This is a genomic window from Streptomyces sp. NPDC088354 (genome assembly GCF_044753585.1).
GTDB lineage: Bacteria > Actinomycetota > Actinomycetes > Streptomycetales > Streptomycetaceae > Actinacidiphila.
Genome location: NZ_JBIVNJ010000003.1, coordinates 444,371 through 469,420 on the forward strand (window position 1 = coordinate 444,371; position 25,050 = coordinate 469,420).

The following is a 25,050-nucleotide window of genomic DNA, read 5'->3' on the forward strand; positions in this document are numbered from 1 at the left end:
CTATCCGGCCCCAAGACTGCAGTAGGCGTCGCGCGTCCGCACGGCGATGTGTGCCCACGTACGGTCGCGAGCCACCCGGTTATGGGCGTTTTCACCCATCGTCCGTCGCCGTTTTGCACTATAGAGCAATACTTCGAGCGTTTCTGCCCAGGCGTGAGGATCTTCTGATGGAATTAGTTTTCCGTTCACCTCGTCTTCCACCAGCTCCCCCATGGCCTTGAGATCACTGGCAGCGACGGGAAGTCCACTCGCCATCGCCTCCACCGGCTTGAGAGGCGTTACCAATTGACATACCCGATCGGGCGTCCGCGGTACCGCGAAAACGTCCAATACCGCGTGATACGCCCGAACTTCCGTGTAGGGAACGCGACCGGTGAACAGCGCGGCGTCACCGAGACCGAGTTCCGCCGCCTGCCGCTCCAGGGCCGGCCGCAGCGGGCCGTCGCCGACGATGAGCAGCCGCAGCGGCACCCCCCGGCGGCGCATTTCGGCGCCCGCGCGCAGCAGGGTGCCGATGCCCTCGTGCGGGGTGAGCGTGGAGACCGTGCCGACGACGAGTTCGTCCGGGCCGATGCCGAGCCGGGCGCGCAAGGGGCCCGCGTCGGGCAGCGGTTCCAGGAAGACGTCGTCCACCGCGTTCGGCACGACCCGCACGCGCTCCGCGGGCACACCGCGCGCGACGATCTCCTCCTTCATCGCCTCGCCGAGGGTGAACACCAGGTCCGCCGAGCGCATGCAGTGCGTCTCCAGCGCACGGCGCTCGCGGAAGGACGCGTCGTCCGGGCTGCGGCCGGGCCCCTGGGTCAGCCAGGTCTCCTCCAGGAAGCCGCGCACCTCGTACACCACCGGGATACCGAAGGATTCACGCAGGGCCAGGGCGACTCGGCCGTTCGGGTGATCGGTGGCCGCGTGCAGCACCTCCGGACGCAGCCGTTCGACCAACCGGGCGGCCAGCTCCGCGTTGCGGGCCAGGACCGCGCCGGGCGTCGCGGGCATCCGCAGGGGCAGCAGCCGGTGGTAGGGCACCCCGTCGACCACCTGCGTGGACCGGCCGTCCCACACGCCCTGCGCCACCGGGAAGCCCAGCCGGGTGACCACCTGCGGATCGAGCCCGGCCTGTCGCTGGGCCCGCGCGATGGCATGTGTGCGTACGGTGTAACCGGCATTCCGGTACGGCAGCGAGTTGGTGACCAGGTGCAGCACACGCCCCGGTACGGGTGTTCCCGGCGCGCCGCCCGGCGCGGCCACCGCGCTCGGCCCGTAGGCACGACCCGCGCCGCCGCGGACCCGGTGCGGGTCGCGGGCGGGCAACCGGGCAAGGGCCCACCCGGCGGGCCGGCGGGCCGGCCCCGGCGCGAGCCGCAGGGCGAGGCCGGCCGCCCGCACCGGGTCGGCCCGCAGATGACGGACCGCCACAGAGGCGGCGAGAATCAAGGCACGAAGATTACGACGTCGCACATCCCCACCTAAGCACCTCCAGCCACGGGAGGCACCGTGCTCGGTTCGGTAGTCCATGTTGTCGGCGCCAGGCCCAACTTCGTCAAGGCCGCACCGGTGGTCGCCGCACTACGGGCGGCGGGTCAGCCGCAGGCCGTGGTGCACACCGGGCAGCACTACGACGAGCGCATGTCGGACATCTTCTTCAGGGAACTCGGCCTGCCCGAGCCGGATGTGGACCTCGGCGTCGGCTCCGGCACCCACGCGCGGCAGACCGCCGCGCTGCTGGTCGCCCTGGAGGACGAGCTGTCCGCCCGCTCCCCCGCGCTCGTCACCGTCTACGGCGACGTCAACTCCACGCTCGCGGCCGCGCTGGTGGCGGCCAAGCTGGGACTGCCGGTCGCGCACGTCGAGTCGGGGCTCCGCAGCTTCGACATGACCATGCCGGAGGAGGTCAACCGCCGGCTGACCGACCAACTCGCCGACCTGCTCTTCGTCACCAGTCCCGAGGCGGTCGGCCACCTCGCCAACGAGGGTGTGGACCCGGCACGGGTGCACTTCGTGGGCAACCCGATGATCGACACCCTCATGGCCCACCTGCCGCGCTTCGACCCCGCGGCCGCCCGCGCCACGCACGGACTGCCCGAACGCTACGGCGTGGTGACCCTGCACCGCCCGGCCAACGTCGACGACCCGGCCGCCGCCGGCGCCGCCGTACGGGCGCTGCGCGCCGCGGCCGAGCACGTGGAGCTGGTGATCCCGCTGCACCCGCGCGGGCGCGCCGCCCTGGAGGCGGCGGGCCTCGCGGGGGCACCCGGCGTGCGGATCGTGGAGCCGCTGGGGTACCTGGAGTTCATGGGGCTGCTGCGCGGCGCCGCCGCCGTGATCACCGACTCCGGCGGCGTGCAGGAGGAGTCGACCGTGCTCGGTGTGCCGTGCCTGACGCTGCGTCCCAACACCGAGCGCCCGGTGACGGTCACTCATGGCACCAACCGGCTGGTGGACCCCGGCAGCCTGGTACCCGCACTGCTCAAGGCGCTGGACGGCGGCTCGGCCGCCGCCGAGGGCCCGCCCCTGTGGGACGGCCGGTCCGGCGAGCGCATCGCCGGCATCATGACGGAATGGCTGGAGCACCATGTCTGATCCGTCGGCGCACAGGACCCGGGAGTACTGGGAGAAACGCCACCGGCGCCACGACGATCTCGCCTCCAGCGGGCACATCGGCCTGGAACGCGCGGGCAACGAGATCTTCTACGCCGTCCGCCTGGCCGAGCTGCTGCGCCACACCGGTGACGCGGGCAGCGGCACCGACCCCCTGTTCGTGCTCGACGCCGGGTGCGGCAAGGGATGGTTCTCCCGCGCCCTGGCCCGCTGCGGTCACCGCGTCGACGCCTTCGACGCCAGCCCCGAGGCCGTCGGGCAGGCCCGCGAACTCGGCGGCGGCCCGCGCTACGCGGTCTCGGAGCTCGACGCGTGGCGCAGCCCGTGGCTGTACGACGTAGTGCTCGGCGTCGACGTGCTCTTCCACGTCATGGACGACGCGCTCTGGGAGTCGTCCCTGGTCAATCTCGCCTCCCTGGTCCGGCTGACCGGCCGTCTGATCGTCTCCGACGAGGACGCGCCGCGCCGGACGCCCCGGGGCGACTACATCATGCACCGGCCCACGGCCGAGTACCGTGCCGTCGTGGAACCGCTCGGCCTGCGCCACACCGGTTTCACCCCGTACGGTTTCCGGGAGAACAGGGTCGGCTTCCACGTCTTCACGAGGACCTCTTGATGCGCCTGCTCGATCTGCTTCACCCGCACCTGGACGGCGTGACCGAGGTCGTCGACGCGACCGGCGGCGGCATTCCACTCGAGCCGTACCTGCACCTGCCCGAGGGCGTCCGGCTCGGCCGCTCCGATCCGGCGGACCCCGAACCGGTCGGCGAGGGGCGGCTGCTCCTGCTGTCGTACGGCCCCGATCCGGCACGGCACGGGGACGAGGCGGCGTTCGCGGCCGCACTGGGGCGGATGCGGCCCGGCGGGCGCGGTCTCGTCGTCCTCGGCCACCCCACGACCGAGTTGCCCTACCACCGGCTGCTGGACGGGCTGGTCGCCCACCGCTGCCAGGTGCTGCGCGCCGCCGGGCTGGGCTACGTCCACCTGCACGGCGGGGCCGTCTTCGCCTGCACCGAGCACCTGCTGCCGCTCCACGACAGCGCGGGCCGCCCGGCGCCCGGCGACGGCAGTGACGGCAGTGACGGCGGTGACCCCCTCGGCACCGCGCTGCGGATCGCCGACGAGTACGTCCTCACCGACTTCGTCTCCCGCGCGCAGCGCGACCGGCTGCTGGACCTGGAACGGCGCCACGAGCAGGACAGCCGGGCCCTGGAGACGCTGCGCGACGAGACCGGCGCGGACCGGGCGGCCGCCGCGGTCCGCGAACGCGACCAGATCGCCGCGGCGCTGCGCCAGGCCCGGGAGCGGGTCGGCGTGCTGGAGGCCCGGGTCGCCATGCTGCAGGGCTCCACCTCGCTGCGGGTCGGCCAGGTGCTCGTCTCGGCCGCCCGCTCCCCGCTGCGCGGCTCGGCGCGGCTGCCGCGCGAGCTGTACGGGATGTGGCGCGGGCGCAGCAAGGGCGGCCGGCCGGTCGCGGCCCGTCCGGCCGGCCCGGCCCTCCCCGCGCTGCCGGAGGCCGCCTCGGCCGACGGCGACCGGCTGCACCTCGCGCACCGCGCCTTCTCCGCGGGGCCCCGGGACCGCCTCGTCGTCGCCGGCGTGCTCGACGCGGCCACGGCCGCCGACTTCGCCCACGACGCGGTCGTCAACCGCGCGCTGCCGCACGACGCCGCGCTGGTCGCCGAACGCACCGACCCGGACGTCCTGGTCGTCCAGCTCAGCGCCTGTACGGGGCCCGGGCCCTGGGCCCACACCGGCACCGGGCTCGCCCCCGACCTGGACCGGCGGCTCGCCGAACTGCTGGCCACCGCGCACGCCGCGGGCCGCCCGACGGTCCTGTGGCGGGACGGCCCCGCGTCGGCCGCCCCGGGGCTGTCCCGCTTCCCCTGGGACGCCGTCCTCGACGGCGACACCGGAGTGCAGCCGGCCCGGCTGGACCCGGCGACGACGGCGCGGGCCGACCTGCGGGAGATCTTCGCCTCGCGGGCCACCCGGGTCCGGCTGTCGCAACTCGCCCGGATCGCCGGCGCCACCGACCCGCTGGACGCCCGGCGGGTCTCGGTACTCGCCGACCCGCGTGACAGCGCGGAGATCTCCCGGCTCATCGGGCAGGTACTCGCGCAGCTGCACCGGCCCGCCGAGGTGCTGGTCCCCACTCCCGGCACCGCGCTGGCGGAGCTCACCGCGGGCGGCGTCACCGTACGGGCCTCCGGCGACGGGCCGAGCACGCCCTGGGTGGCGGACTGGACCGACCTCGGCGAGGAGCGCGAGGCCGCCCACCTGCTGGACCTGATGTGTGCTCAGGAGTGCTCCGGGGCCGACGCGGTGGGCTACAGCGCCGACGGCACGGGCTTCGTGCCGCACGTCAACGGGTTCAGGCCCGCTCTCGTCCGCAAGTCGCTGTGGCGTGCCCCGGAGGGCGCGGGACGGCTCTTCACGATCCGCCGGGAGGACGCACGATGACGGGGACGCGCACGATCCGCGCGATGGTCTACGGGGACGTGGACCTCAATCTCATCGACGGCTCCGCGGTCTGGGCGCAGTCGATGGTGCAGGCGCTGTCGCTGGCCGGGTGCGAGACCCGGCTGGTGCTCAAGGCGCCCGTGCGCACCGGGCGGCTGGTCGACCCGCTTGCCGAACTGCCGGGCGTCACGGTCCTGAGGACGGACCGCGTGCTCTCCCCCGTCCAGGCCTCGCGGAAGCTGCGCGCCCTGGACGAGGAGGAGCCGTGCGACCTGCTGGTGCTGCGCGGCCGGCGCGCGGTCACGCAGATCGTGGCGGACGGCGACTTCGACGGGAGGATCTGGGCGTACCTGACGGACATCCCGCAGTCGGCGGCGGAGATGACCGGCGAGGCTGCCCAGGACCTGGCCCGGATCGCCGAGGCCTCCCGGCAGTTGCTGTGCCAGACCGAGGAACTGCGCTGCTTCATCGAGGCGTGGGTGCCGGAGGCCTGCGGCAAGTGCGTGCTCTACCCGCCGAGCGTGCCGGTGCCCGACTTCGACGTGCCGGAGCACGAGACGGCGGGTGACCCCGTGCGCCTGGTCTACACGGGAAAGTTCGCGCCGCGCTGGAACACCCTGGAGATGACGGAGCTGCCGCGCGCGCTCGCCGGGCGCGGCGTACGGGCCGAACTGCACACCGTCGGCGACAAGATCCACGACGATCCGCTGCACCCCGAGTTCCACGACCGCATGGAGCGCGCGCTCACCACCACCACGGGTGTGGTGCACCACGGCGGCACGCCCCGCCAGGAAGCGATGCGGATCGCTGCGGGTTGCGACGTGGGGCTGGGCTGGCGCCATCCGGATCTGGACGCGAGCCTCGAACTGTCCACGAAGGTTCTGGAGTTCGGCACCCTGGGGCTGCCGGTCGTGCTGAACCGCACCCCCGCGCACGAGGCCCTGCTCGGCGCCGACTACCCGCTCTTCGTCCCCGGCCGCGGGACCCTGGACGACGCGGCCGAGGCCGTGGCCGTCGCCGCCGGCTCCCAGGAGGCGTACCGGACGGCGGCGCGGCGCTGCCGCGAGGCCGCGGCGCACTTCTCGCTGGAACGGGCCGCCGAGCGGCTGCGGGGGCACCTCGACCGGGCCTTCCCCGCGACACCGGACGGACTGGAGAAGCGCACCCGGCCGCTGCGCGTGGTGGTCGCCAGCCACGACCTGAAGTTCTTCACCCGGCTGCTCGACCACTTCCAGGCGCTGCCCGGCGTCGAGGTGCGCATCGACGCCTGGTCGGCGCTGGCCAAGCACGATGTGGCGGCCAGCCGTGAACTCGCCGCCTGGGCGGACGTGGTGGTCGTGGAGTGGTGCGGCCCCGCGGCCATCTGGTACAGCCGCCACAAGCGGCGCGGCTCGCGGCTGCTGGTGCGGCTGCACCGCTTCGAGCTGTACGCGGGCTACCCCGACCAGGTGGACATCGACGCCGTCGACCGGGTCGTCTGCGTCAGCCCGCACTACACCGAGCTCACCCGCGAGCGCACCGGTTGGCCGGACGCCAAGATCGTGACGATCCCCAACTGGGTCGACGACCGCCAGCTGGACCGCCCCAAGGCCGCCGACGCCCGCTACCGCCTCGGCATGATCGGCATCGCGCCCGCCCGCAAGCGGCTCGACCTCGGGCTGGACGTGCTGGAGGCACTGCGCGCCCGGGATCCGCGCTGGCAGCTGTCGGTGAAGTCCAAGATGCCGTGGGACTACTGGTGGATCTGGAACAAGCCGGAGGAGCGCACGCACTACGACGCGATCCTGCGCCGGGTGCAGTCGGGCCCGCTGCTGGAGGACGCCGTGGTCTTCGACAGTTTCGGCCCGGACGTGGCGAGTTGGCTGCGGCGGATCGGCTTCGTGCTGTCCACCAGCGACGACGAGAGCTTCCACCTCGCTCCGGCCGAGGGCATGGCCTCCGGGGCCGTCCCCGCGCTGCTGCCCTGGCCGGGAGCGGACGCGATCTACGACCGCCGGTGGATCCACGACTCCCCCGAGGCGATGGCGGACGCAATCCACACCCTGGCCGAGGACGGCTGGGAGGCCGAGGCCGGGCACGCGCGCGGCTGGCTGCAGAAGTCCTTCGGCCTGGACAAGGTGCGTGCCGCGTGGACCGAACTGCTCACCGGCGCCACGGCACACTGAGCCGTCCGGCCGCCGGGTGACGGTCCGCCCGGCGACCGGTCCGTGCACGGCCGGATCACGAACAGGCGGATCGAACAGGCGGATCGCGAACGGCCGGGTCCTGCCCGGCCGGACCGCGACGAACCGGCCGGGCACCGGACGCTCCGCAGGGGAACGGTCCACCGACGGGGACGAGGGCGACCTCTCCCTCCACGGCCGGCTCGCCCTGGAGTGGGTCTCCGCTGCACCCGTGTGCGGAAGGAGCGGGCCCAAGGGGCCGCCGAACGGATCGCCGAACACACGACCGAACGGCCGTCCCAGCCGTAACATGGCGCCCTGGGTGGCCTATTGGAGGTGGACATGACCACGGATGAGTCGCCGTACGACATGCTCGTCGTGGGCGGTTCGGGAGTGGACACGGTGGTGCGGGTCGACAGCCTGCCCGTGCCGCCCGCGGACTCCCTCGGCGTGCCGCCGATCCTGGAGTGGCCGGGACAGACGGGCGGGAACGTGGCACTCGGCTGCCGCGCGCTCGGGATGACGGTGAAGTTCCTCGACTTCGTCGGCGACGACTGGCTCGGCGGCCTGGTCCGCGAGCGCCTCGCCAAGGGCGATGTCGACTTCGAGCCGTTGATCTCCCCGGCGGGCACCCGCCGGGCGGTGAACCTGGTGGACAGCACCGGCCGCCGGATGTCCTTCTACGACGGCCGCGATCCGGCGGACCTGCGGATGCCCCGCGACTTCTACCTCCCGCACCTGCGGCGCGCCCGGCACGTGCATCTGTCGATCTCCCACTTCACCCGCTTCCTGTACGACGACATCGAGCAGCTGGGCCTGCCCGTCTCCACCGACCTGCACGACTGGGACGGACTCGCCGAGCACCAGCGGGAGTTCGCCCGCCGCTCCGACCTGGTGTTCCTCAGTGCCGCGGGCTCGGGTGAGCGCATCGCGGACGTCATGCGCGGCATCCTGCGCGACGGCCGTGCCACGGCGGTCGTCGCCACCGCGGGCGCCGGCGGTGCCTACCTCCTCGAGCGGGACGGCAGCCGCACCCCCCGGCACATCCCCACCGTGCCCCCGCCCGGCCCCGTGAAGGACTCCAACGGGGCGGGCGACGCCTTCGTCTGCGGCTTCCTGTACGGACGGGCGCGCGGCCTGGACTTCGCCGAGTGCGCCCGGCTCGGCGCGGTCGCCGGCGCGCACGCCTGCGTGGCGGAGGGCAATCTCTCCCTCGTCGACGCGGAGACCCTGGACGCTCAGGTCTCCCGTTCCGGCACGTAGTCCGCTTCCTCCAGGCCGAAGGTCCAGGCCACGCCCTCCCGGGCGGTCCGGGTCCGCGGCGGCACCCGCAGCCAGTAGGTGCGGTGGGTGCCGTCCGGTTCCGGCGTGGAGTTGACGACCTCGACCATCACGAGCGGTTCGTCCCCCTCCAGCTCGATCCGCCACAGCACGCCGGCCGTGTCGCGCTGCACCGGCTGCGCGCCGGACTCCTCCAAGTAGCGGTCGTATCCGTAGTACTCCAGCATCACCCGGCGCAGTTCGGCGTTCTCCTCCTCGCGTATCCGCCGGGGCGTCAGCTCCGACAGCCCGTCGAGGAACGCGGCCGGCACCGGCATGCCCCGCCACGCGTGCAGGGCGAAGCCGTCGGGGAAGGCGAGCGCGGGACCGTCGCCGCGGTCGAGGCGGCCGGCCTCGTCCCGGTGCAGCTGAAGGGGGCGTTCGGCGACGACGGCGACCCGCTCGTACGGCCACCACCAGCCCGCGGAACGGGCCACGGCACCGAGCCCCGCCAGGTCCCCGGTGCCCTCCTGGCCGTCGAACGCCGCCAGCCAGGCCGCGTCGTGCTGGCCGAGGACCGCGTCGAGCAGGGCCGCGCGGATCGCCGGCTCCCCGCCGGGCAGGTCGGCGGCGGACTCCACCACCCCGGTCCGTATCCGTTCGGTCAGCAGCACCGTGCCGTCCCACAACGGGGCCCCCGTCACAGCCCAGTGCGCCGCCCATCCGGCCGGACCCATCCGCTCGGAGACCCGCTCCCGTGCGGCGGCCCACGGCAGGGTGCGCACCCGCTCACGGACGCCGGCACCCGCCGAGCCCTCCTCCTTCAGGCGTGCCGCCAGGGCCGCGCCCTCGCGGGGCGAACCCGCCCACACGATGCGCTCCGGCCCGCTCAGACCCGCGAGCCGGTAGGCCAGCCGCACCCCGTCCTCGGCCGCCGCGCGGTCGGCCGGGCCCGTCGCCGCCGCGACCTCGCGCCACACCGCCGTCGTCTCCACCGCGGTGGCCGCTTCCGTCTCCACCGCCACCGTCTCCGTCACCGTCATCGCTCCCGCTCCCCGGTCCTTGTCAGTCCGCCACGACGCGCACCGCGCCGGGCACGTACTCGCGCTGCCGCACCACCCGGTACCAGCCCTTCGGCAGGGGTATGGCGGCGTGCTCCTCGTGCACCACCCTTCCCCCGTCGGGGAGATGGAGGTACGCCGCGCCGAAGGGCCCCGGCTCGCGGACCAGGGTGCCCGGCCCGACGACCGCGTGGGCGTGGCCGGTGACCTCGCCGAGCGCGAGCACGAGCCTGCCCCGCCCGTCCCGCGGCTGCCGCGGCAGCCGGTCCGTGCCCGGTGGCACGGCGGCCTGCGCGACGGGCACGATCAGGACGTCCCCCTGCCGGTACATGGCTGTCTCCCTTCGCCGTCGGCGCGCCTCGCCGACCCGATGTCCACGACGCTACGCGGGGGGTCCGACAACGCCCTCGCGGCGCTTCGCCGTCCACAGCCCGGGCGCACCGCTGTCGGCGGGGCTTGGTACAACTCTTCGCGAGCGCACCGCACCGGCCCGTCCACGTCAGGAGACCAGCGACATGTCCCACGTCGAGCACCTGCAGGAACTGCACGGCCTGCCGGCCTTCGAATTCCCCGGTCCCGACGCGCGGCGGGAGCTGCCGGAGGCCGGGGCCGTGGCCTGGCGGCTGGCCGTCGACCCCTACAACGACAGCGCCCCGGAGGCCTTCGAGGCCTTGTGGGACCGCTTCCTGGACACGGTGGACACCGCGTCGGTGCGGGCCCTGGTGATCGGGTCGTGGGGCGAGCCCTACGACAACGACTCCGCCGTCGTCGTGCGGCGGCTCGTCGACGCCCGGGACCGGCTGACCGGCCTGCAGGCCGTGTTCATCGGTGACCTGGAGATGGAGGAGGCCGAGATCTCCTGGATCGAGCAGTCCGACGTCACCCCGGTCCTCGACGCGTACCCGCTGCTGGAGGAGTTCGGCGTCCGCGGCGGCACGGGGCTGCGCTTCCCCGCGGTCCGCCACAAGCACCTGCGCACGCTCTGCTTCGAGGCCGGGGGTCTGCCCGGCGAGGTGGTCCGCGGTGTCGCGGCGAGCGAACTGCCCGCGCTGGAGTACCTGGAGCTGTGGCTCGGCGTCGACGAGTACGGCGGCGACGCCACGGTCGCCGACCTCGCCCCGATCCTCGCCGGGGGCCGTCTGCCCGCGCTGCGCCATCTCGGCCTGCGCAACAGCGAGATACAGGACGAGATCGCCGCCGCGGTCGCCGCCGCCCCGGTCGTCGCCCAGCTCAAGTCGCTGGACCTGTCGCTGGGGGTGCTCACCGACGAGGGCGTCGGCGCTCTGCTGGCCGGTCAGCCGCTCACCCACCTGAGCTGGCTGGACCTGCACCACAACTTCGTGAGCGACCCGTTCGCCGAGCGGGTGCGCGCGGCGCTGGAGCCCTCCGGCGTCGAGGTCGACCTGTCCGAGCCCGGTGACGAGGACGAGGACGAGGACGGCACCGTCTTCCGCTACACCGCCGTCGCGGAGTGAGGCACCGATGACCTTCGCCGAACACCTGGAGACCCTGCACGGGCTGCCCGTGCACACCCTGCCCGGGACCGACGCGGCCGATCTGCCCGCGGCCGGCGACGTGGCCTGGCGGCTGGACTGCTACGCGACCGACGAGGAGCCCTTCGCCGACCTGTGGCGCGCCTTCACGGGCGCCGTCGACACCGAGCGGGTGCGGGCCCTCGTCATCGGCCCGTGGTGGCACGACGAGTACACCGAGCTGCGCCCGGCACTGGACCTGCTCCTGGCGGACGCGGCACGCTTCCCGGCCCTGCGCGCCCTCTTCCTCGCCGACGTCATCGGGGAGGAGTGCGAGATCTCCTGGCTCCAGCTGACCGACGTCACCCCCGTCCTGGAACGCTTCCCGCTGCTGGAGGAGCTGGGCGTGCGGGGCGGCGACTCCCAGGGTCTGGGCGACGAGCCGTTGACGCTCCGCCCGGTGCGGCACGAGGGGCTGCGCGTGCTGCGCTTCGAGTCCGGCGGGCTGCCCGGGCAGGTCGTCCGGGCCGTCGGTGCCTGTGAACTTCCGGCCCTGGAACGCCTGGAGCTGTGGCTAGGGGTGTCCGAGTACGGCGGCGACGCGACCGTCGCCGACCTGGCGCCGCTGCTCGCCGGCGGGCGGTATCCGGCGCTGCGCCATCTCGGTTTGCAGAACAGCGAGTTGCAGGACGAGATCGCCGCCGCCGTCGCCTCAGCCCCGGTGGTGGCGCAGCTGGAGTCGCTGAGCCTGTCCATGGGCACCCTCACCGACACCGGGGCCGAGGCACTGCTGAGCGGCCAGCCCCTCACCCACCTCAAGCGGCTCGACCTGCACCACCACTATCTGAGCGAGGCCGTGGTCGAGCGCCTGCGCGGCGTCTTCGGCGCCACCGGGACCGAGGTCGACCTCTCCGAGCCCCGGACGCCGCACCGCCGGCGGGACGAGGAGTGGCGCTATGTCGCCGTCTCCGAGTAGCCCTCCGCGGAACGCCGGGCCGGCCGGGGGCACGGTCCGCTTCGCCGTCGTCGGCAATCCCGAGAACCGCCGCACGACGCTCTTCGCCGACGCCGTACGCGCCGCCGGGCACCCCGCGCCGCGAGTGCTGCCCTGGCGCCAGGTGCTGGACGGGGGGTACGGATTCGAGGCGGGCGAGTTCGTGCGGATCGACTCCCCCGGCGAGAACGCCGACGTGGACCGGCTGCTGCGGGGCGCCGGCGATCCGGCCCGGGTCGAGGGCTCGGCGCTGTGGTACCGCCGCTTCACCGCGGCGGTGCGGGAGGTCGCGGACGCGGCGTGCCGGGCCGGCGCGGTACCGTCCGCGGACCCGGAGGACGTCGCCGTGATGTTCGACAAGCGGCGCTGCCACGCCCGGCTCGCCGCCGCCGGGGTTCCGGTGCCGCCCGCCCTGAGCGGCGCGGTCGACGGCTGGGCGGACCTGCGGGACGGACTGCGGGACGCCGGTGTCCCGCGGGCCTTCGTCAAGGCCGCGCACGGGTCGTCGGCCTCCGGCGTCGTGGCGCTCGCCGTGGCCGGACCCGGCCGGGTCCGGGCCACCACCTCGGTGGAGACCACGCAGGACGGGCGGTTGTTCAACTCCCTGCGGGTACGGCACTACACGACCGAACCGCAGGTCGCCGCCCTGGTCGACGCCCTGGCCCCGGACGGCCTCCACATCGAGCGGTGGCTGCCCAAGGCCTCCCTCGGCGGCCGAGCGGCCGATCTGCGGGTGGTGGTCGTCGCGGGCCGCGCCACACACGCCGTCGTCCGCACGAGCCGGCACCCGATGACCAACCTCCACCTCGGCGGCGCCCGCGGCGACCTCGGCGCGGCCCGCGCGGCCATCCGGGCCGCAGGCGGCGCCCTGGACGACGCGCTGCACCTCGCCGAGCGTGCGGCCGCCTGTTTCCCCGGCACCCTCTGTGTGGGCGTCGACGTCCTGCCCGCGACAGGCTGGCGGCGCTTCGCCGTCGGCGAGGTCAACGCCTTCGGGGACCTGCTGCCGCGGCTGACCGGGCTGCCCGGCAGCGGAGCCGAGGGCCTGGACACCTACGCCGCGCAGGTCGCCGCCGTACCGGCCGTGATGGAGCGCGAGCACGCACGACGCAAGGAGCAAGACCGTGAGAACCCGGTCGGCACGGCCGACGCCTGACATGAACGAGGTCGTGGGCAGCCACGACCTCCTGATGGTCGTCCTCGACACCCTCCGTTACGACGTGGCGCAGGAGTTGGCGGCGGCAGGCCGCATACCGCACCTGGCGCGCCGGCTGCCCGGTGGCCGGTGGGAGCGCCGGCACGCGCCCGGCAGCTTCACCTACGCCTCGCACCAGGCGATGTTCGCGGGCTTCCTGCCCACGCCCGCCGTACCGGGCCCGCACCCGCGGCTCTTCGCCGCCCGGTTCGCGGGCAGCGAGAGCACCGCGGACGGCACCTTCGTGTACGACACGCCCGACCTGGTGTCCGGACTGGCCGCGGCCGGGTACCGCACGGTGTGCGTCGGCGGGGTCGGCTTCTTCAACAAGCAGGGGCCGCTGGGCTCGGTGCTGCCCGGGATGTTCCAGGAGAGCCACTGGGAACCGGAGTTCGGGGTGCCCTCCCCCACCTCCTTCGAGGCGCAGGTGGCCTGTGCGGAGAAGGTGGTGGCCGGGCTGCCGCGCGAGCAGCGGCTCTTCCTCTACGTGAACGTCTCGGCGCTGCACCAGCCCAACTGGTTCCACCTGCCCGGCGCCACCCGGGAGTCGGGCGACACCCGCGCCTCGCACGCGGCCGCTCTGGAGTACGTGGACCGGCACATCGGGCGGCTGTTCACCGCGGCCGCGAGCCGCCGCCGCTGCTTCGCGGTCGTCTGCTCCGACCACGGCACCGCGTACGGGGAGGACGGGCACACCGGCCACCGCATCGGCCACGAAGTCGTCTGGACCGTCCCCTACGCCCACTTCTTCCTCGACGAGGCCCGATGACCCGCACCGACGTGACCCTCTCCCCGGCATCCGCGGCGCAGCCGGCGCCCGACCCGGACCGCCCGTACCAGCACTACGTCTACGCCTACCCGCACAAGACGGCCTACCGCCCGCTGCCCCGCGGCGGCGCCCGGCTGCGCGACCTGTGGGCGGACGAGCCCAAGGACGCCCTCTCCCTCTACTTCCACATCCCCTTCTGCGAAGTGCGCTGCGGATTCTGCAACCTCTTCACCCGGATCGGTGCCCCGGACGGCCTGACCACGGCCTATCTGGACGCCATGGAGCGCCAGGCGCGTGCCGTGCGCGAGGCGCTCGGCGGAGAGGCTCGGTTCGCCAACGCGGCGTTCGGCGGGGGCACTCCCACCTTTCTGGAGGCCGCCGAGCTGGAGCGACTGTGCGATCTGGCGGAGTACGGCCTCGGTGCCGACCTGACGGCGGTGCCGCTGTCCGTCGAGGCGTCCCCCGCCACGGCGACCGCGGACCGGCTCTCCGTACTGGCGGCCCGCGGCACGACGCGGCTGAGCCTGGGCGTGCAGAGCTTCGACGACGCCGAGGCGCGCGCCGCCGTGCGTCCACAGCGCCGCGCCGACGTCGAGGCGGCCCTCGGCCGCGTCCGGGACGCCGGCATCCCGGTGCTCAACATCGACCTGATCTACGGCATCGACGGCCAGACCGAGGCGTCCTGGCAGCGCTCCCTCGACGCGGCCCTCGCGTGGCGCCCCGAGGAGCTGTACCTCTACCCGCTGTACGTACGCCCGTTGACCGGTCTCGGCCGGCAGGCGGGCACGGGGTCCGGCGACCCCGCGTGGGACGAGCAGCGGCTGCGTTTGTACCGCCGCGGCCGCGACCACCTCCTCGCGCACGGCTACGAGCAGGTGTCGATGCGCATGTTCCGCAGGTCCGGCGCGCCGGCCGACGGGGGTGGCGACTACGCCTGCCAGACCGACGGCATGGTCGGCCTCGGCTGCGGCGCCCGTTCGTACACCTCGGCGCTGCACTACTCGTTCGACTACGCCGTCGGCATGCAGGAGATACGCAGGATCGTCGACGACTACACCGCCCGCCCCCAGGAGGACTTCGAGGACGCCGACTTCGGCTGGGCGATGGACGCCGAGGAGAGCCGGCGCCGCCACCTCCTGCAGTCGCTGCTCCAGGCCGAGGGCCTGCGCGTGGCGGACTACCGCGCCCGCTTCGGCACCGCGCCCGGCGAGGACTTCCCCGCCGAACTGGAGCGCTTCGCCGGTCGCGGCTGGCTGGACCCGGCCGCCGGTCCCGGGCTGCTGCGCCTGTCCCCCGAGGGCCTGGCGCACTCCGACGCACTCGGACCGGCGCTGTTCTCCGCGGCCGTGCGCGCCCGCATGGCCGGTTACGAGCCGAAGTGAGGTCGTCCACCATGGATCTGACGGTGCTGTACCGGGGCCCGCTCGCCTCGTGCGACTACGACTGCCCGTACTGCCCCTTCGCCAAGCGCCGGGACAGCCGGGCCGAACTCACCGCCGACCGGGCCGCGCTCGAACGCTTCGCGGGCTGGGCGGCCGCCCAGCGCGGCGACCGGCTGTCGCTGCTGTTCACGCCGTGGGGCGAGGGCCTGGTGCGCTCCTGGTACCGGCGCACTCTCGCGGAACTGAGCAGGCTGCCGCACATCGACCGGGTGGCGATCCAGACCAACCTGAGCTGCCGCACCGACTGGCTGGACACCGCCGACCTGTCCACGCTCGCCCTGTGGTGCACCTTCCACCCCGGGCAGACGCCCTACGACCGCTTCCTCGGCAAGACCCGCGAACTGGCGGACCGGGGCGCCCGCTTCAGCGTGGGCGTGGTCGGCCTGCCGGAGCACCTGGAGGCCGCCCGCCGGCTGCGCGGGGACCTTCCGGCCCATGTCTACCTGTGGGTCAACGCGGCCGAGGGCCACACCTACACCGACGCCGAGGCGGACGAGTGGACCGCCCTCGACCCGCTCTTCCCCTACAGCCGCCACCCGCACCGCAGCGCGGGCCTGCCCTGCCGCACGGGCGAGTCGGTGATCTCCGTGGACGGCGGGGGCACGGTCCGCCGCTGCCACTTCGTCAGGGCCGAGCTGGGCAACCTCTACGACGGCTCCTACCGGGCCGCGCTGGGGCCGCGCGCCTGCCCGCTGGCGGCGTGCGACTGCCACATCGGCTACGTCCACCTGGAGACGCTGCCGCTGTACGACGTGTTCGCCGGCGGGGTCCTGGAGCGGATACCCGCCGCGCCGCCGTACGCGGGCCCGACGCCCGTCCCGGGCCTGCTCGGCGCCTGACGGCGGGCCCGCGGGGCGCGCCGGTCAGGGCTTGTGACCGACGCCGCCCCAGAAGGCGATCCGGGTGTGCTCACCGGTCTCGGGGAGCGGGCTGTCCGGCCGCCAGCTGGGAACCTGCACGAGGCCCGGCTCGACCAGCGGGAACCCCTCGAAGAAGGGCTCGATCTGCGCCTTGCCGCGCAGCGTGAGCGTGGAGGTGGCGTTCTTGTACGCCTCGCGGGCGTCGGCGTCCACGTCCTGGTGGAAGTCGGTGGTCCCGTGGGACAGGATCAGCCGGCTGCCGCTCGGGAGGTTCTTGCCGAGGGTCCGCACGATGCCCGCGGGGTCCTCCTCGTCGCGCACGAAGTGCAGGAGGGCGACGAGCATCAGCGCCACCGGCTCGTCGAAGTCGATGAGTTTACGCAGCGTCGTGTGCTCGAGGATCGAGTCGGGGTCGCGCACGTCGCCGAGGAAGAAGCCCGCGTTGCCGGTGTTGGTGAGCCGGGCGCCGGCGTGGGCGGCCACGATCGGGTCGTTGTCGACGTACGCGACGCGTGCGTCGGGGACGACCTCGCGGGCGACCTCGTGGGTGTTGGGCGAGGTGGGGATACCGGTGCCGATGTCGATGAACTGCCGGATGCCCTGCCCGGCGGCGTGGCGCACGGCGCGCCGCATGAAGTCCCGGTTGGCGCGGGCGCTGGGGCGCGCGTCCGGGGTCATGCGGATGACCATCTCGGCGGCTTCGCGGTCGGCCTCGTAGTTGTCCTTGCCCCCGAGGTAGTAGTCGTACATCCGGGCAGGGTGCGGCCTGCTGGTGTCGATCTCGTCCGCGGAGAAGCCCTTGTCGGTCAACGCCGTGCTCCGTTCGGAATCCTCTGGTCCGGGTGGATCCAGGTCGGTGCGGTGGGGTGCGGTGGGGTGCGTCGCGACGCGTGCGGCCGAGCCGGGTGGTGCGGGACCGCCCGGCCGGCTCCGGTGCTCCGTGTGCATGACATCATCCCCCGGCCGGTGCCCCTGGGGCAGGTGGTTTCCGGACGCCGGCTCCCGGGCCTGCGGTCGTGGTCCGGCCGCACGTCAGGTCTGCCGGAGGATGTCACGGAGGATCTCCTCGGTCCGCTGGGCCGGGGCGGCCTGGGCGCACATCCGGTCCAGCGCCTCGAGGAAGGCCGAGACGTCGTCGCGGTCGTCGAAGTAGACGGAGCCGACCAGGTTCTCGGAGTAGACGACGTCCGGCAGTTCGTCGGTCTGGAACCGGAAGATGTGGAACGGCCCGTACATGGCGGGGTGGGGGCCGTCGGAGAACCGCATGATCTGCAGCCGCACCTGGGGCAGCGAGCAGCTCTCGATGAGCCGGGTGATCTGGGCGCGCATCAGTTCCGGGCCGCCGATCGGTCTTCGCAGCACCGTCTCGTCGATGATGATCCACACCAGCGGCGCGTTCGGGCGGGTCAGCAGTGCCTGCCGCTCCAGGCGCACCGCGACCACCCGTTCGACCTCCTCCGCGGAGGCGCGCGGCCGGCCCGCGCGCAGCACCTCGCGCGCGTAGTCCTCGGTCTGCAGCAGTCCGGGGATGTAGTGCGGCTCATAGGCGCGGATGACGCTGGCCTCGCCCTCGATGCTGACGAAGGCACTGAACCAGTCGGGCAGCACATCACGGTAGCGGTGCCACCAGCCGGGGCGGTTGGCCTCGCGGGCGAGGGAGACGAAGGCCTCCACCTCGGCCGGGTCGAGGACCCCGTAGGTGTGCAGCAGCTTCTCGACGTAGGGGATCTTCAGGCCGACCTCGGCCTTCTCCATGCGCCGGATGGTGGCATGGGTGACGTCCAGCGCCCGGCCGGCGTCCTCGAAGGTGAGGCCCGCCTTCTCGCGGAGGTCCTGCAACCGCTTCCCGAGCACCACCCGCAGGACGGTGGGAGCACCGGCCGTCCTCGCGTCCGTCACGACCACTTCCCCAACTCCCCTCAACCGAAAGCAGTGTGTCATGCCGTCATCGGAAACGAACAGTGCGCGAGGGCCGTTCTGCAAATTACAGATCGCACCTTGCCAACCGTTCGAACGAAACCGCATAGTAGCGACGTGGCCTCCTCACCAGACGCTCTGCGGTTAGAGCGCCGTGGCGACCTCGACGCCCGTCGCTGTCACGACCTGTTCCGTTTGCCCGCCCACGGGTCCTCGGTCGCCGCGGCACGCCATCGCGTGCGGGCGCGGCTGCGGGAGTGGGAGGCGGACGAGGGTCTGCGCGACGACGCCGAGATGATCGTCTCCGAGCTCTTCACCAACGCCGTTCGGCACACGGGCAGCGAGCACATCGCCTGCGCGCTGTGGTTCGACGGCGAACGGCTGCGTCTCGAAGTCACCGACCAGGGGCGCGCTCCGACCGCGCCCCGGCCGCGTGCGGCGGGCGTGGACGAGGAGGGCGGCCGCGGACTGCTGCTGGTGGGCGCGCTGTCGCAGGTGTGGGGAGTCCGGCCCTCGGACGACGGCCTGGGCCGTGTCGTCTGGGCCGAACTCGCCGCCGGCGGGACCGCCGCGTGAACGCACCGGCCGGGCGGTCCCGGCTGGGGGCCTAGAGCGGCAGCAGGTCGGGGCGCTTGGGCTCCACGTGGTCGCCCGAGGACTCGCCGCGCAGCCGCCGCCCGATCCACGGCACGAGGTACTCGCGTGCCCACTGGATGTTGTCCCTGCGGATCTCCGCGGGCGCGCGGAAGGGCTCCGGCGGCCAGGGCTGGTCCGGGTCGGCCGGTACGTCCAGTCCGAGCAGCTGCCCGGCGCGCAGCGCCACGCGGGTGTGGCCCTCCGGCGACAGGTGCAGCCGGTCGGCGTCCCAGGCCCGGCGGTCCTGCACCGAGCGGAGCGACCACAGGTCCAGCACGGGGCAGTCGTGGCGGTCGGCGATGGCCCGCACGTGGGCGGTGTACGTGGCGATCTTGCCGCGCAGGTGGCGCAGGACGGGGATGCCGCGGGTGTCGAAGCCCGTGCAGAGCACGACGGTGCCGACGGAGGCCCTGAGGCGGGCGACCGCGGCCTCGTAGCGCTCGGCGACGTCGTCGGGGTCGCTGCCCGGGCGGAGGATGTCGTTGCCGCCCGCGCAGAAGGTCACCAGGTCCGGATGGAGTTCGATGGCCCGGGGCACCTGCTCGTCGACGATCTGGTCGAGGAGCCGGCCGCGCACCGCCAGGTTCGCGTACCGGAAGTCGTGCTCGGGGCGGCGATCGGAGAGGAGGACGGCGAGCCGGTCGGCCCAGCCGATGAGGTTTCCGTCCGGTCCGGGGTCGCCCACACCTTCCGTGAAGCTGTCCCCGACGGCTGTGTACGACCCGATCGCGCCACTGTTGTTTCTTGTCGAATCGTCTGCCACGTCAGCAGATGATTCACCTCTTCAAATGGCCTACGCCACCGTAACCAGGGCCTGACGCGGGGTGATTCATCCCACCCGGCCAATTCCGCCGCAGGCGGAATACGGCGGGGCCCCGGGGCGTCGTGCCGGACGGCCCGCGAGCGCCTCCCCCGCGGCCGGCGGCCGCGGGCCGGACGCCACATACCGCGCGGTACGGCAAGGGATCCGGTGTGTCGTAGGGTCAGCAATGGTCCGGTCGCCGGTGACCAGCACCGCCCGGCCTGTGAGCAAAGGAGCGCCGGTGACCCAGCAGACGCCGCAGACCGCCTCGTCGGAGCCCGAGCTGACCGGTGTGCGCAACTTCCGTGACCTCGGCGGACTCCCGACGACCGACGGCCGCCGGGTGCGGCACGGACGGCTCTTCCGCAGCGGGCACCTGGCGCACACCACCGAGCGGGACGCCGCCTTCCTGGCCTCCCTCGGGCTGCACACGATCTTCGACTTCCGGAACTCCTCCGACATCAAGCTCGAGGGCCCCGACGTGGACCTGCCCGGCGTGCGCAACGTGAACATGCCGCTGAGCGACCCCGCCCACGGCGCCGAGTTCTGGACCACCGTCCGCGAGGGCGACATCGAGGCGCTGCGCGGCACCCTCGGCGACGGCCGGGCCGCCGAGCGCATGGTGCAGGCCTACCACCGCATCGTGCTGGACCGCACCGCCGAGCACAGCCGCATGCTGGAGCTGCTGGCCGAGGAGGAGTCCGTGCCCGCGCTGCTGCACTGCGCCGCGGGCAAGGACCGCGCGGGCACCTCGGTGGCCGTGATCCTGCTGGCCCTGGGCGTCGAGCGGGAGGCGATCGTGGCGGACTACCTCAAGAGCAACGAGGCGCACCGCCGCTACCGCGTCCAGCGCGGCGAGCACGCCGAGCCGGCCGGGACCCCCGAGGTCATGGAGCTGCTGAGCCCGCTCTTCGACGCCCGCCAGGAGTACCTCGAGGCCGCGTTCGACACCATCGAGGAGCACTGGGGATCGGCCGACCGCTACCTTGAGGACGGACTCGGCCTCACCCCTGAGCGCCGCGAGCGGCTGCGAGCGCTGCTGCTGGAGGACGCCGGACCCGCCTGAGCCGCCCGCCCGGGGCCTACTTGGCCCCGGCCAGGTGGAAGATCAGGAAGAAGAACGCGGCGATGATGTGCACCCCCACCAGGTAGATGAAGGCACGGATCTTGAAGCCCATCGGGGCCTTCTCGGAGCCGGAGATCTTGGCGGACACAGGGAGTCCTCTCATAGGGTCGTCAGGCGCCATGGGGTCGCGGTGCCCGGCCGTCACCCAGGCAGAGGTCCGCGACGGGGCTGCGCAGCAGCGTGTGGACGAACAGCAGGTCGACGCCGCCGGGCGAGGCGGCCGCGATGCGGTGCGGGGTCGTCGAGTCGAAGTGGGCGCTGTCACCGGGCGCGAGCCGCTCCACGGCCTCGCCGAGGGTGAGCCGCAGCTCCCCCTTCAGCACGTAGAGCCACTCCTCGCCCGGGTGCACCCGCACCAGGCCGTCCTGCGGTCCCGGCGGGACGTGCAGGCGCAGGGCCTGCATCGCCCGTCCCGGGTTGCCGGTCTGCCAGTACGTCCAGCCGCCGGCGTCCGCGGGCTCCACGGACCCGGCGCGCACGACGGGGTCGCGTTCCGGGGCGGTCTCGCCGAGCAGCTCGGAGACGGTGGTGCCGTAGGTGCGGGCGAGAGCGAGGAGCATGGGCAGCGACGGCTGCCGCTGCCCGGTCTCCAGCCGTGACAGGTGGGCGGGCGACAGCCCCGCACGGGCGGCGGCCGCTTCGAGGGTCAGGCCGCCGCGGCGGCGCAGATCCCGCAGCTGGGGGGCGACATCCGGCAGGGGCTCGTCCTGCCCCGGTGTCGAGGTCATGCTCCAGGTATAGACACAGTTCGCCCCGGAGGCAAAAAACTTGCCTCCGGGGCAAAAGCAGCCCCGCGGGCGGTCAGCGGTGGGCGACCGCCTGCTTCACCAGTGTCCTGCCGAACTCCCACATCAGGCCACCGCCGCCGTGTGCGTCGTCCATCACGGCGGTGAAGGCGGTCACGAAGCGGTCCACCTCCGGCTCCCCGATGATCAGCGGCGGGATCAGCTTGATCACCTCCAGGTGGTCCCCGGAGACCTGGGTGAGGATGCGGTGCCGCTGCAGCAGCGGCACCACGACCATCTGCGCGAACAGCCCCTTGCGTGCCGCCTGCAGCATGGTCCAGCGGCTGCGCAGGCCGAGCGACTTCGGGCGGCCGAACTCGATGCCGATCATCAGGCCGCGGCCGCGGACCTCGTGCAGCAGCTCGTAGCGGTCCACCAGGGCGGCCAGCCGCGTGCGCAGCAGGTCACCGGCCGCCCGGGCGTTGGCGACGATCTGCTCGTCCTCCATCACGGACAGTGTCGCCAGGCCCGCCACCATCGCCTGCGCGTTGGCGCCGAAGCTGGCGGAGTGCACCAGTACCCGGTCCATCGAGGAGTAGACCTTCTTGAAGATCCAGTCCTTGCCGAGGGTGGCGCCCACCGGCACGTAGCCGCCGGAGAGCGCCTTGCTGACGCACACCAGGTCCGGCTCGACGCCCTCCTCGTGCTGGTAGGCGAAGAAGTCGCCGGTGCGGCCGAGGCCGGTCTGCACCTCGTCCGCGATCAGCAGGGCCTTGTGACGGTGCAGCAGGTCCTGCGCGGCCCGCAGGTAGCCCGGGGGCGCCGCGTGGACGCCCTTGCCCTGGATGGGCTCGACGATCAGCGCAGCGACGTCTCCGCGGGCCAGCTCCCGCTCCAGAGCCGCCAGGTCGCCCAGCGGGACCGCCGTGTCCGGCAGCAGCGGGGCGAAGCCGTCGCGGAAGCCGCCCTCGCCGTTGACGGACAGGGAGCCGGTCGTCAGCCCGTGGAAGGCGTGGTCGCAGTAGAGCACCCGCGGCCTGCCGGTGGCGAAGCGGGCGAACTTCAGGGCGGTCTCCACCGCCTCCGTGCCGCTGTTGCCGAAGAACACCCGGTCCAGGTGCGGGGTGTACGACAGCAGCTTCTCGGCGAGCAGGCCGGGCAGCGGCTGGCAGTCGAAGCGGGTGAGGTCGGCCAGCCCGGCGTCCAGCACGTCGTGCAGGGCCTTGCGGACGACGGGGTGGTGGCGGCCGAGGCCCATCACCCCGAACCCGGCGAGCATGTCCAGGTAGTCCTGGCCCTCGTCGTCCCAGAAGTACGCGCCCTCCGCCCGCTCGTAGACCTTGTCGAAGCCGATGGTGTGCAGCATCCGCGGCAGTTGGTGGTTGAGGTAGCGGCCGTGCAGGTCGTAGCGCTCCGCGCCCCGCTCGGCCAGCAGCGTCGCCAGGTCGAAGCCCTTCGGCTCAGGATCGGGCGGTGTCATCGCTCGTGTACTCCTCGGTCCGTTGCTCCGTGTGCGCCCCGATACGGGCGAGGGTCGCGCCGATGCGGCCCGCGATCTCCGCCGGCGTCAGCCCGATGTCGGCCAGCAGTTCGCCGCGCTTGGCGTGGGCGAGGAACTGCTGCGGGATGCCGAAATCACGCACCGGCACATCCGTGTCGGCGTCCCGCAGGGCCTGGGCCACCGCGGAACCGACGCCCCCCGCACGGCCGTTGTCCTCGACGACGGCCACCATGCGGTGCTCGGCCGCCAGCCCCGGCAGGGCCGCGTCCAGCGGCTTGACCCAGCGGGGGTCGACGACGGTGACGCCGATGCCGCGCTCGCGCAGCAGGGCGGCCGCGGCCAGGCAGACGGGCCCCAGCGCGCCGACGGACACCATGAGGACGTCGGGCCGATCACCGCGGTGCAGGACGTCCATGCCGCCGACCCGGTCGATGGCCGGCAGCGCCTCGCCGACCGTCGCCTTCGGGAAGCGGACGACGGTCGGCGCGTCGTCCACGTCGACCGCCTCGCGCAACTGGGCGCGCAACTGGTCGGCGTCGCGCGGGGCGGCGATCCGCAGGCCGGGCACGACCTGGAGGATCGACATGTCCCACATGCCGTTGTGCGAGGCGCCGTCGTCGCCCGTCACACCGGCCCGGTCCAGGACGAAGGTGACCCCGCACTTGTGCAGCGCCACGTCCATCAGCACCTGGTCGAAGGCCCGGTTGAGGAACGTCGCGTAGACCGCGACCACCGGGTGCAGGCCACCGGTGGCCAGGCCCGCGGCCGACACCGCGGCATGCTGCTCCGCGATGCCCACGTCGTACACGCGCTCGGGGAAGGCCTTGGCGAACTTCTCCAGGCCCACCGGCTGCAGCATCGCCGCGGTGATCGCCACGACGTCCTGCCGCTCGGCGCCGATCCTCAGCATCTCGTCACCGAAGACCGAGGTCCACTTCTGCCCGCTCGACGGGGTCAGCGGCTCGCAGGTCAACGGGTCCATGGCGCCCACCGCGTGGAAGCGGTCGGCCTCGTCGCGCTCGGCGAAGGCGTACCCGCGGCCCTTCTCGGTGAGGCAGTGCACCAGGACCGGTCCGCTGAAGCGCCGGGCCCGGCGCAGCGCGGACTCCACCGCGGCGACGTCGTGGCCGTCGATGGGGCCGACATACTTCAGCCCCAGGTCCTCGAACATGCCCTGGGGCGCGAAGGCGTCCTTGAAGCCCTTCTTCGCGCCGTGCAGGGACTCGTAGAGCGGCCTGCCGACGACGGGGGTCTGGTTGAGCACCTGCTTGCCCCAGGCGAGGAAGCGCTCGTAGCCGTCGGTGGTGCGCAGCGTGGCCAGGTGGTTGGCGAGGCCTCCGATGGTCGGCGCGTAGGAGCGCTCGTTGTCGTTGACGACGACGATGAGCGGGCGGTCCCTCGCGGCGGCGATGTTGTTCAGCGCCTCCCAGGCCATGCCGCCGGTCAGCGCGCCGTCACCGATCACGGCCACGACGTGGTCCTGGCGGCCCAGCACCTGGTTGGCCTTGGCGAGCCCGTCCGCCCAGCCCAGCACGGTGGAGGCGTGGCTGTTCTCGATGACGTCGTGCTCGGACTCGGCGCGCGACGGATAGCCGGAGAGCCCCCCCTTGCCGCGCAGCTTGGAGAAGTCCTGACGTCCCGTCAGGATCTTGTGCACATAGGACTGGTGACCCGTGTCCCACAGGATCCGGTCGGCCGGCGAGTCGAAGACCCGGTGCAGCGCGATCGTCAGCTCGACCACGCCGAGATTGGGCCCCAGGTGACCACCGGTTCTGGCGACCGCCTGCACCAGGAAGTCGCGGATCTCCACGGCGAGTTCGTCCAGCCGCTCCTGCGGGAGGACCTTCAGATCGCGCGGACCGCGGATGTTTTCGAGCAGCGACACTTTCCCACCTCGCTCCCCTCCGGGGTTGGTTCGCTCAACTCACACTGATCTGCGGCTCCCCTGACGGGACCCCGTCGGCCTCCATCCGCTCGGCGAGCTTCATGGCCTCCTCGATGAGGGTCTCCACGATCTTCGACTCCGGCACGGTCTTGATGACCTCGCCCTTCACGAAGATCTGCCCC

General features: G+C 73.3%; 23 protein-coding genes and 1 pseudogene. 13 read left to right on the forward strand and 11 right to left on the reverse strand.

Translation table 11 applies throughout. The features are described 5' to 3' along the window. Positions 1 to 1,434 carry a glycosyltransferase family 4 protein gene (locus ACIP98_RS08175; protein WP_401974372.1) on the reverse strand — a complete coding sequence of 478 codons (1,434 nt, stop codon included), beginning with the start codon at positions 1,432 to 1,434 and terminating at the stop codon, positions 1 to 3. 60 nt (positions 1,435 to 1,494) lie between these two features. Here ACIP98_RS08175 and wecB point away from each other — a divergent pair, with 60 nt between their 5' ends. From wecB to ACIP98_RS08200, 5 genes are all read left to right on the forward strand, one after another. Continuing rightward, positions 1,495 to 2,580 carry a non-hydrolyzing UDP-N-acetylglucosamine 2-epimerase gene (gene wecB, locus ACIP98_RS08180; RefSeq protein ID WP_319657947.1) on the forward strand — a complete coding sequence of 362 codons (1,086 nt, stop codon included), beginning with the start codon at positions 1,495 to 1,497 and terminating at the stop codon, positions 2,578 to 2,580. Then, positions 2,573 to 3,214, forward strand: a complete 642-nt coding sequence (locus ACIP98_RS08185; protein WP_401974376.1) for a class I SAM-dependent methyltransferase — start codon at positions 2,573 to 2,575, stop codon at positions 3,212 to 3,214. Before wecB ends, ACIP98_RS08185 begins: the two co-directional genes overlap by 8 nt. Beyond that, positions 3,214 to 5,061, forward strand: coding sequence for a hypothetical protein (locus tag ACIP98_RS08190; RefSeq protein ID WP_401974379.1), 1,848 nt, complete (start codon positions 3,214 to 3,216; stop codon positions 5,059 to 5,061). Before ACIP98_RS08185 ends, ACIP98_RS08190 begins: the two co-directional genes overlap by 1 nt. Continuing rightward, entirely contained in the window at positions 5,058 to 7,226 is a 2,169-nt protein-coding gene (locus tag ACIP98_RS08195; protein WP_401974381.1) for a glycosyltransferase, read from the forward strand. Before ACIP98_RS08190 ends, ACIP98_RS08195 begins: the two co-directional genes overlap by 4 nt. 339 nt (positions 7,227 to 7,565) lie before the next feature. Beyond that, positions 7,566 to 8,486, forward strand: a complete 921-nt coding sequence (locus ACIP98_RS08200; protein ID WP_401974384.1) for a carbohydrate kinase family protein — start codon at positions 7,566 to 7,568, stop codon at positions 8,484 to 8,486. On the opposite strand, the gene ACIP98_RS08205 is transcribed toward ACIP98_RS08200, so the two are convergent. Together ACIP98_RS08205 and ACIP98_RS08210 are read right to left on the reverse strand one after the other, a co-directional pair. Next, on the reverse strand, positions 8,462 to 9,526 hold the full coding sequence (locus ACIP98_RS08205) for a DUF6745 domain-containing protein (protein ID WP_401974387.1): 1,065 nt from the start codon (positions 9,524 to 9,526) through the stop codon (positions 8,462 to 8,464). The genes ACIP98_RS08200 and ACIP98_RS08205 overlap by 25 nt on opposite strands. A 22-nt stretch (positions 9,527 to 9,548) precedes the next feature. Continuing rightward, complete coding sequence (locus tag ACIP98_RS08210) at positions 9,549 to 9,875, reverse strand: hypothetical protein (RefSeq protein ID WP_319657941.1); 327 nt, start codon at positions 9,873 to 9,875, stop codon at positions 9,549 to 9,551. A 184-nt stretch (positions 9,876 to 10,059) separates the two neighbouring features. Between ACIP98_RS08210 and ACIP98_RS08215 the strand changes: the two genes are divergently transcribed. From ACIP98_RS08215 to ACIP98_RS08240, 6 genes are read left to right on the forward strand one after another with little or no spacing between them, the layout of a single operon-like run. Next, positions 10,060 to 11,019, forward strand: coding sequence for an STM4015 family protein (locus tag ACIP98_RS08215; protein ID WP_319657940.1), 960 nt, complete (start codon positions 10,060 to 10,062; stop codon positions 11,017 to 11,019). A gap of 7 nt (positions 11,020 to 11,026) precedes the next feature. Continuing rightward, positions 11,027 to 11,992, forward strand: coding sequence for an STM4015 family protein (locus ACIP98_RS08220; RefSeq protein ID WP_401974391.1), 966 nt, complete (start codon positions 11,027 to 11,029; stop codon positions 11,990 to 11,992). Further along, a complete protein-coding gene (locus tag ACIP98_RS08225) occupies positions 11,973 to 13,166 on the forward strand; it encodes an STM4014 family protein (RefSeq protein ID WP_401974394.1) in 1,194 nt (397 codons plus the stop codon). Before ACIP98_RS08220 ends, ACIP98_RS08225 begins: the two co-directional genes overlap by 20 nt. A gap of 1 nt (position 13,167) precedes the next feature. Further along, positions 13,168 to 13,974, forward strand: a complete 807-nt coding sequence (locus tag ACIP98_RS08230) for an STM4013/SEN3800 family hydrolase (RefSeq protein WP_319658343.1) — start codon at positions 13,168 to 13,170, stop codon at positions 13,972 to 13,974. After that, positions 13,971 to 15,356, forward strand: a complete 1,386-nt coding sequence (locus ACIP98_RS08235; RefSeq protein WP_401974396.1) for an STM4012 family radical SAM protein — start codon at positions 13,971 to 13,973, stop codon at positions 15,354 to 15,356. Before ACIP98_RS08230 ends, ACIP98_RS08235 begins: the two co-directional genes overlap by 4 nt. A gap of 11 nt (positions 15,357 to 15,367) precedes the next feature. Beyond that, positions 15,368 to 16,255 carry an STM4011 family radical SAM protein gene (locus tag ACIP98_RS08240; protein ID WP_401974399.1) on the forward strand — a complete coding sequence of 296 codons (888 nt, stop codon included), beginning with the start codon at positions 15,368 to 15,370 and terminating at the stop codon, positions 16,253 to 16,255. Positions 16,256 to 16,279: 24 nt separating this feature from the next. Here the strand turns inward: ACIP98_RS08240 and ACIP98_RS08245 are convergent, their stop codons facing one another. Beyond that, positions 16,280 to 17,086 (reverse strand): SAM-dependent methyltransferase, encoded by an 807-nt coding sequence (locus ACIP98_RS08245; protein ID WP_319657935.1) that lies wholly within the window; start codon positions 17,084 to 17,086, stop codon positions 16,280 to 16,282. A 222-nt stretch (positions 17,087 to 17,308) separates the two neighbouring features. Beyond that, a complete protein-coding gene (locus ACIP98_RS08250; protein ID WP_401974403.1) occupies positions 17,309 to 18,175 on the reverse strand; it encodes a helix-turn-helix domain-containing protein in 867 nt (288 codons plus the stop codon). 135 nt (positions 18,176 to 18,310) lie between these two features. Here ACIP98_RS08250 and ACIP98_RS08255 point away from each other — a divergent pair, with 135 nt between their 5' ends. After that, on the forward strand, positions 18,311 to 18,769 hold the full coding sequence (locus ACIP98_RS08255) for an ATP-binding protein (RefSeq protein ID WP_401974405.1): 459 nt from the start codon (positions 18,311 to 18,313) through the stop codon (positions 18,767 to 18,769). Positions 18,770 to 18,800: 31 nt separating this feature from the next. Here ACIP98_RS08255 and ACIP98_RS08260 read toward each other — a convergent pair whose 3' ends face one another. After that, positions 18,801 to 19,592 (reverse strand): SGNH/GDSL hydrolase family protein, encoded by a 792-nt coding sequence (locus ACIP98_RS08260; RefSeq protein WP_319657932.1) that lies wholly within the window; start codon positions 19,590 to 19,592, stop codon positions 18,801 to 18,803. Positions 19,593 to 19,872: 280 nt separating this feature from the next. Here ACIP98_RS08260 and ACIP98_RS08265 point away from each other — a divergent pair, with 280 nt between their 5' ends. Further along, positions 19,873 to 20,697 carry a tyrosine-protein phosphatase gene (locus tag ACIP98_RS08265; RefSeq protein WP_401974408.1) on the forward strand — a complete coding sequence of 275 codons (825 nt, stop codon included), beginning with the start codon at positions 19,873 to 19,875 and terminating at the stop codon, positions 20,695 to 20,697. A 16-nt stretch (positions 20,698 to 20,713) separates the two neighbouring features. Here ACIP98_RS08265 and ACIP98_RS08270 read toward each other — a convergent pair whose 3' ends face one another. From ACIP98_RS08270 to ACIP98_RS08290, 5 genes and pseudogenes are all read right to left on the reverse strand, one after another. Further along, positions 20,714 to 20,845, reverse strand: coding sequence for a DUF6126 family protein (locus ACIP98_RS08270; protein ID WP_319657930.1), 132 nt, complete (start codon positions 20,843 to 20,845; stop codon positions 20,714 to 20,716). 22 nt (positions 20,846 to 20,867) lie between these two features. After that, positions 20,868 to 21,485: an XRE family transcriptional regulator gene (locus ACIP98_RS08275; protein WP_319657929.1), complete on the reverse strand. Its 618-nt coding sequence runs from the start codon at positions 21,483 to 21,485 to the stop codon at positions 20,868 to 20,870. A 73-nt stretch (positions 21,486 to 21,558) separates the two neighbouring features. Next, positions 21,559 to 22,962, reverse strand: a complete 1,404-nt coding sequence (locus tag ACIP98_RS08280) for an aspartate aminotransferase family protein (RefSeq protein ID WP_319657928.1) — start codon at positions 22,960 to 22,962, stop codon at positions 21,559 to 21,561. Continuing rightward, positions 22,943 to 24,868, reverse strand: coding sequence for a 1-deoxy-D-xylulose-5-phosphate synthase (gene dxs / locus ACIP98_RS08285; protein ID WP_319657927.1), 1,926 nt, complete (start codon positions 24,866 to 24,868; stop codon positions 22,943 to 22,945). The genes ACIP98_RS08280 and dxs overlap by 20 nt, the downstream gene beginning before the upstream one ends. A 34-nt stretch (positions 24,869 to 24,902) precedes the next feature. Further along, positions 24,903 to 25,050: pseudogene (locus tag ACIP98_RS08290) on the reverse strand (4-hydroxy-3-methylbut-2-en-1-yl diphosphate synthase); the annotation flags it as partial.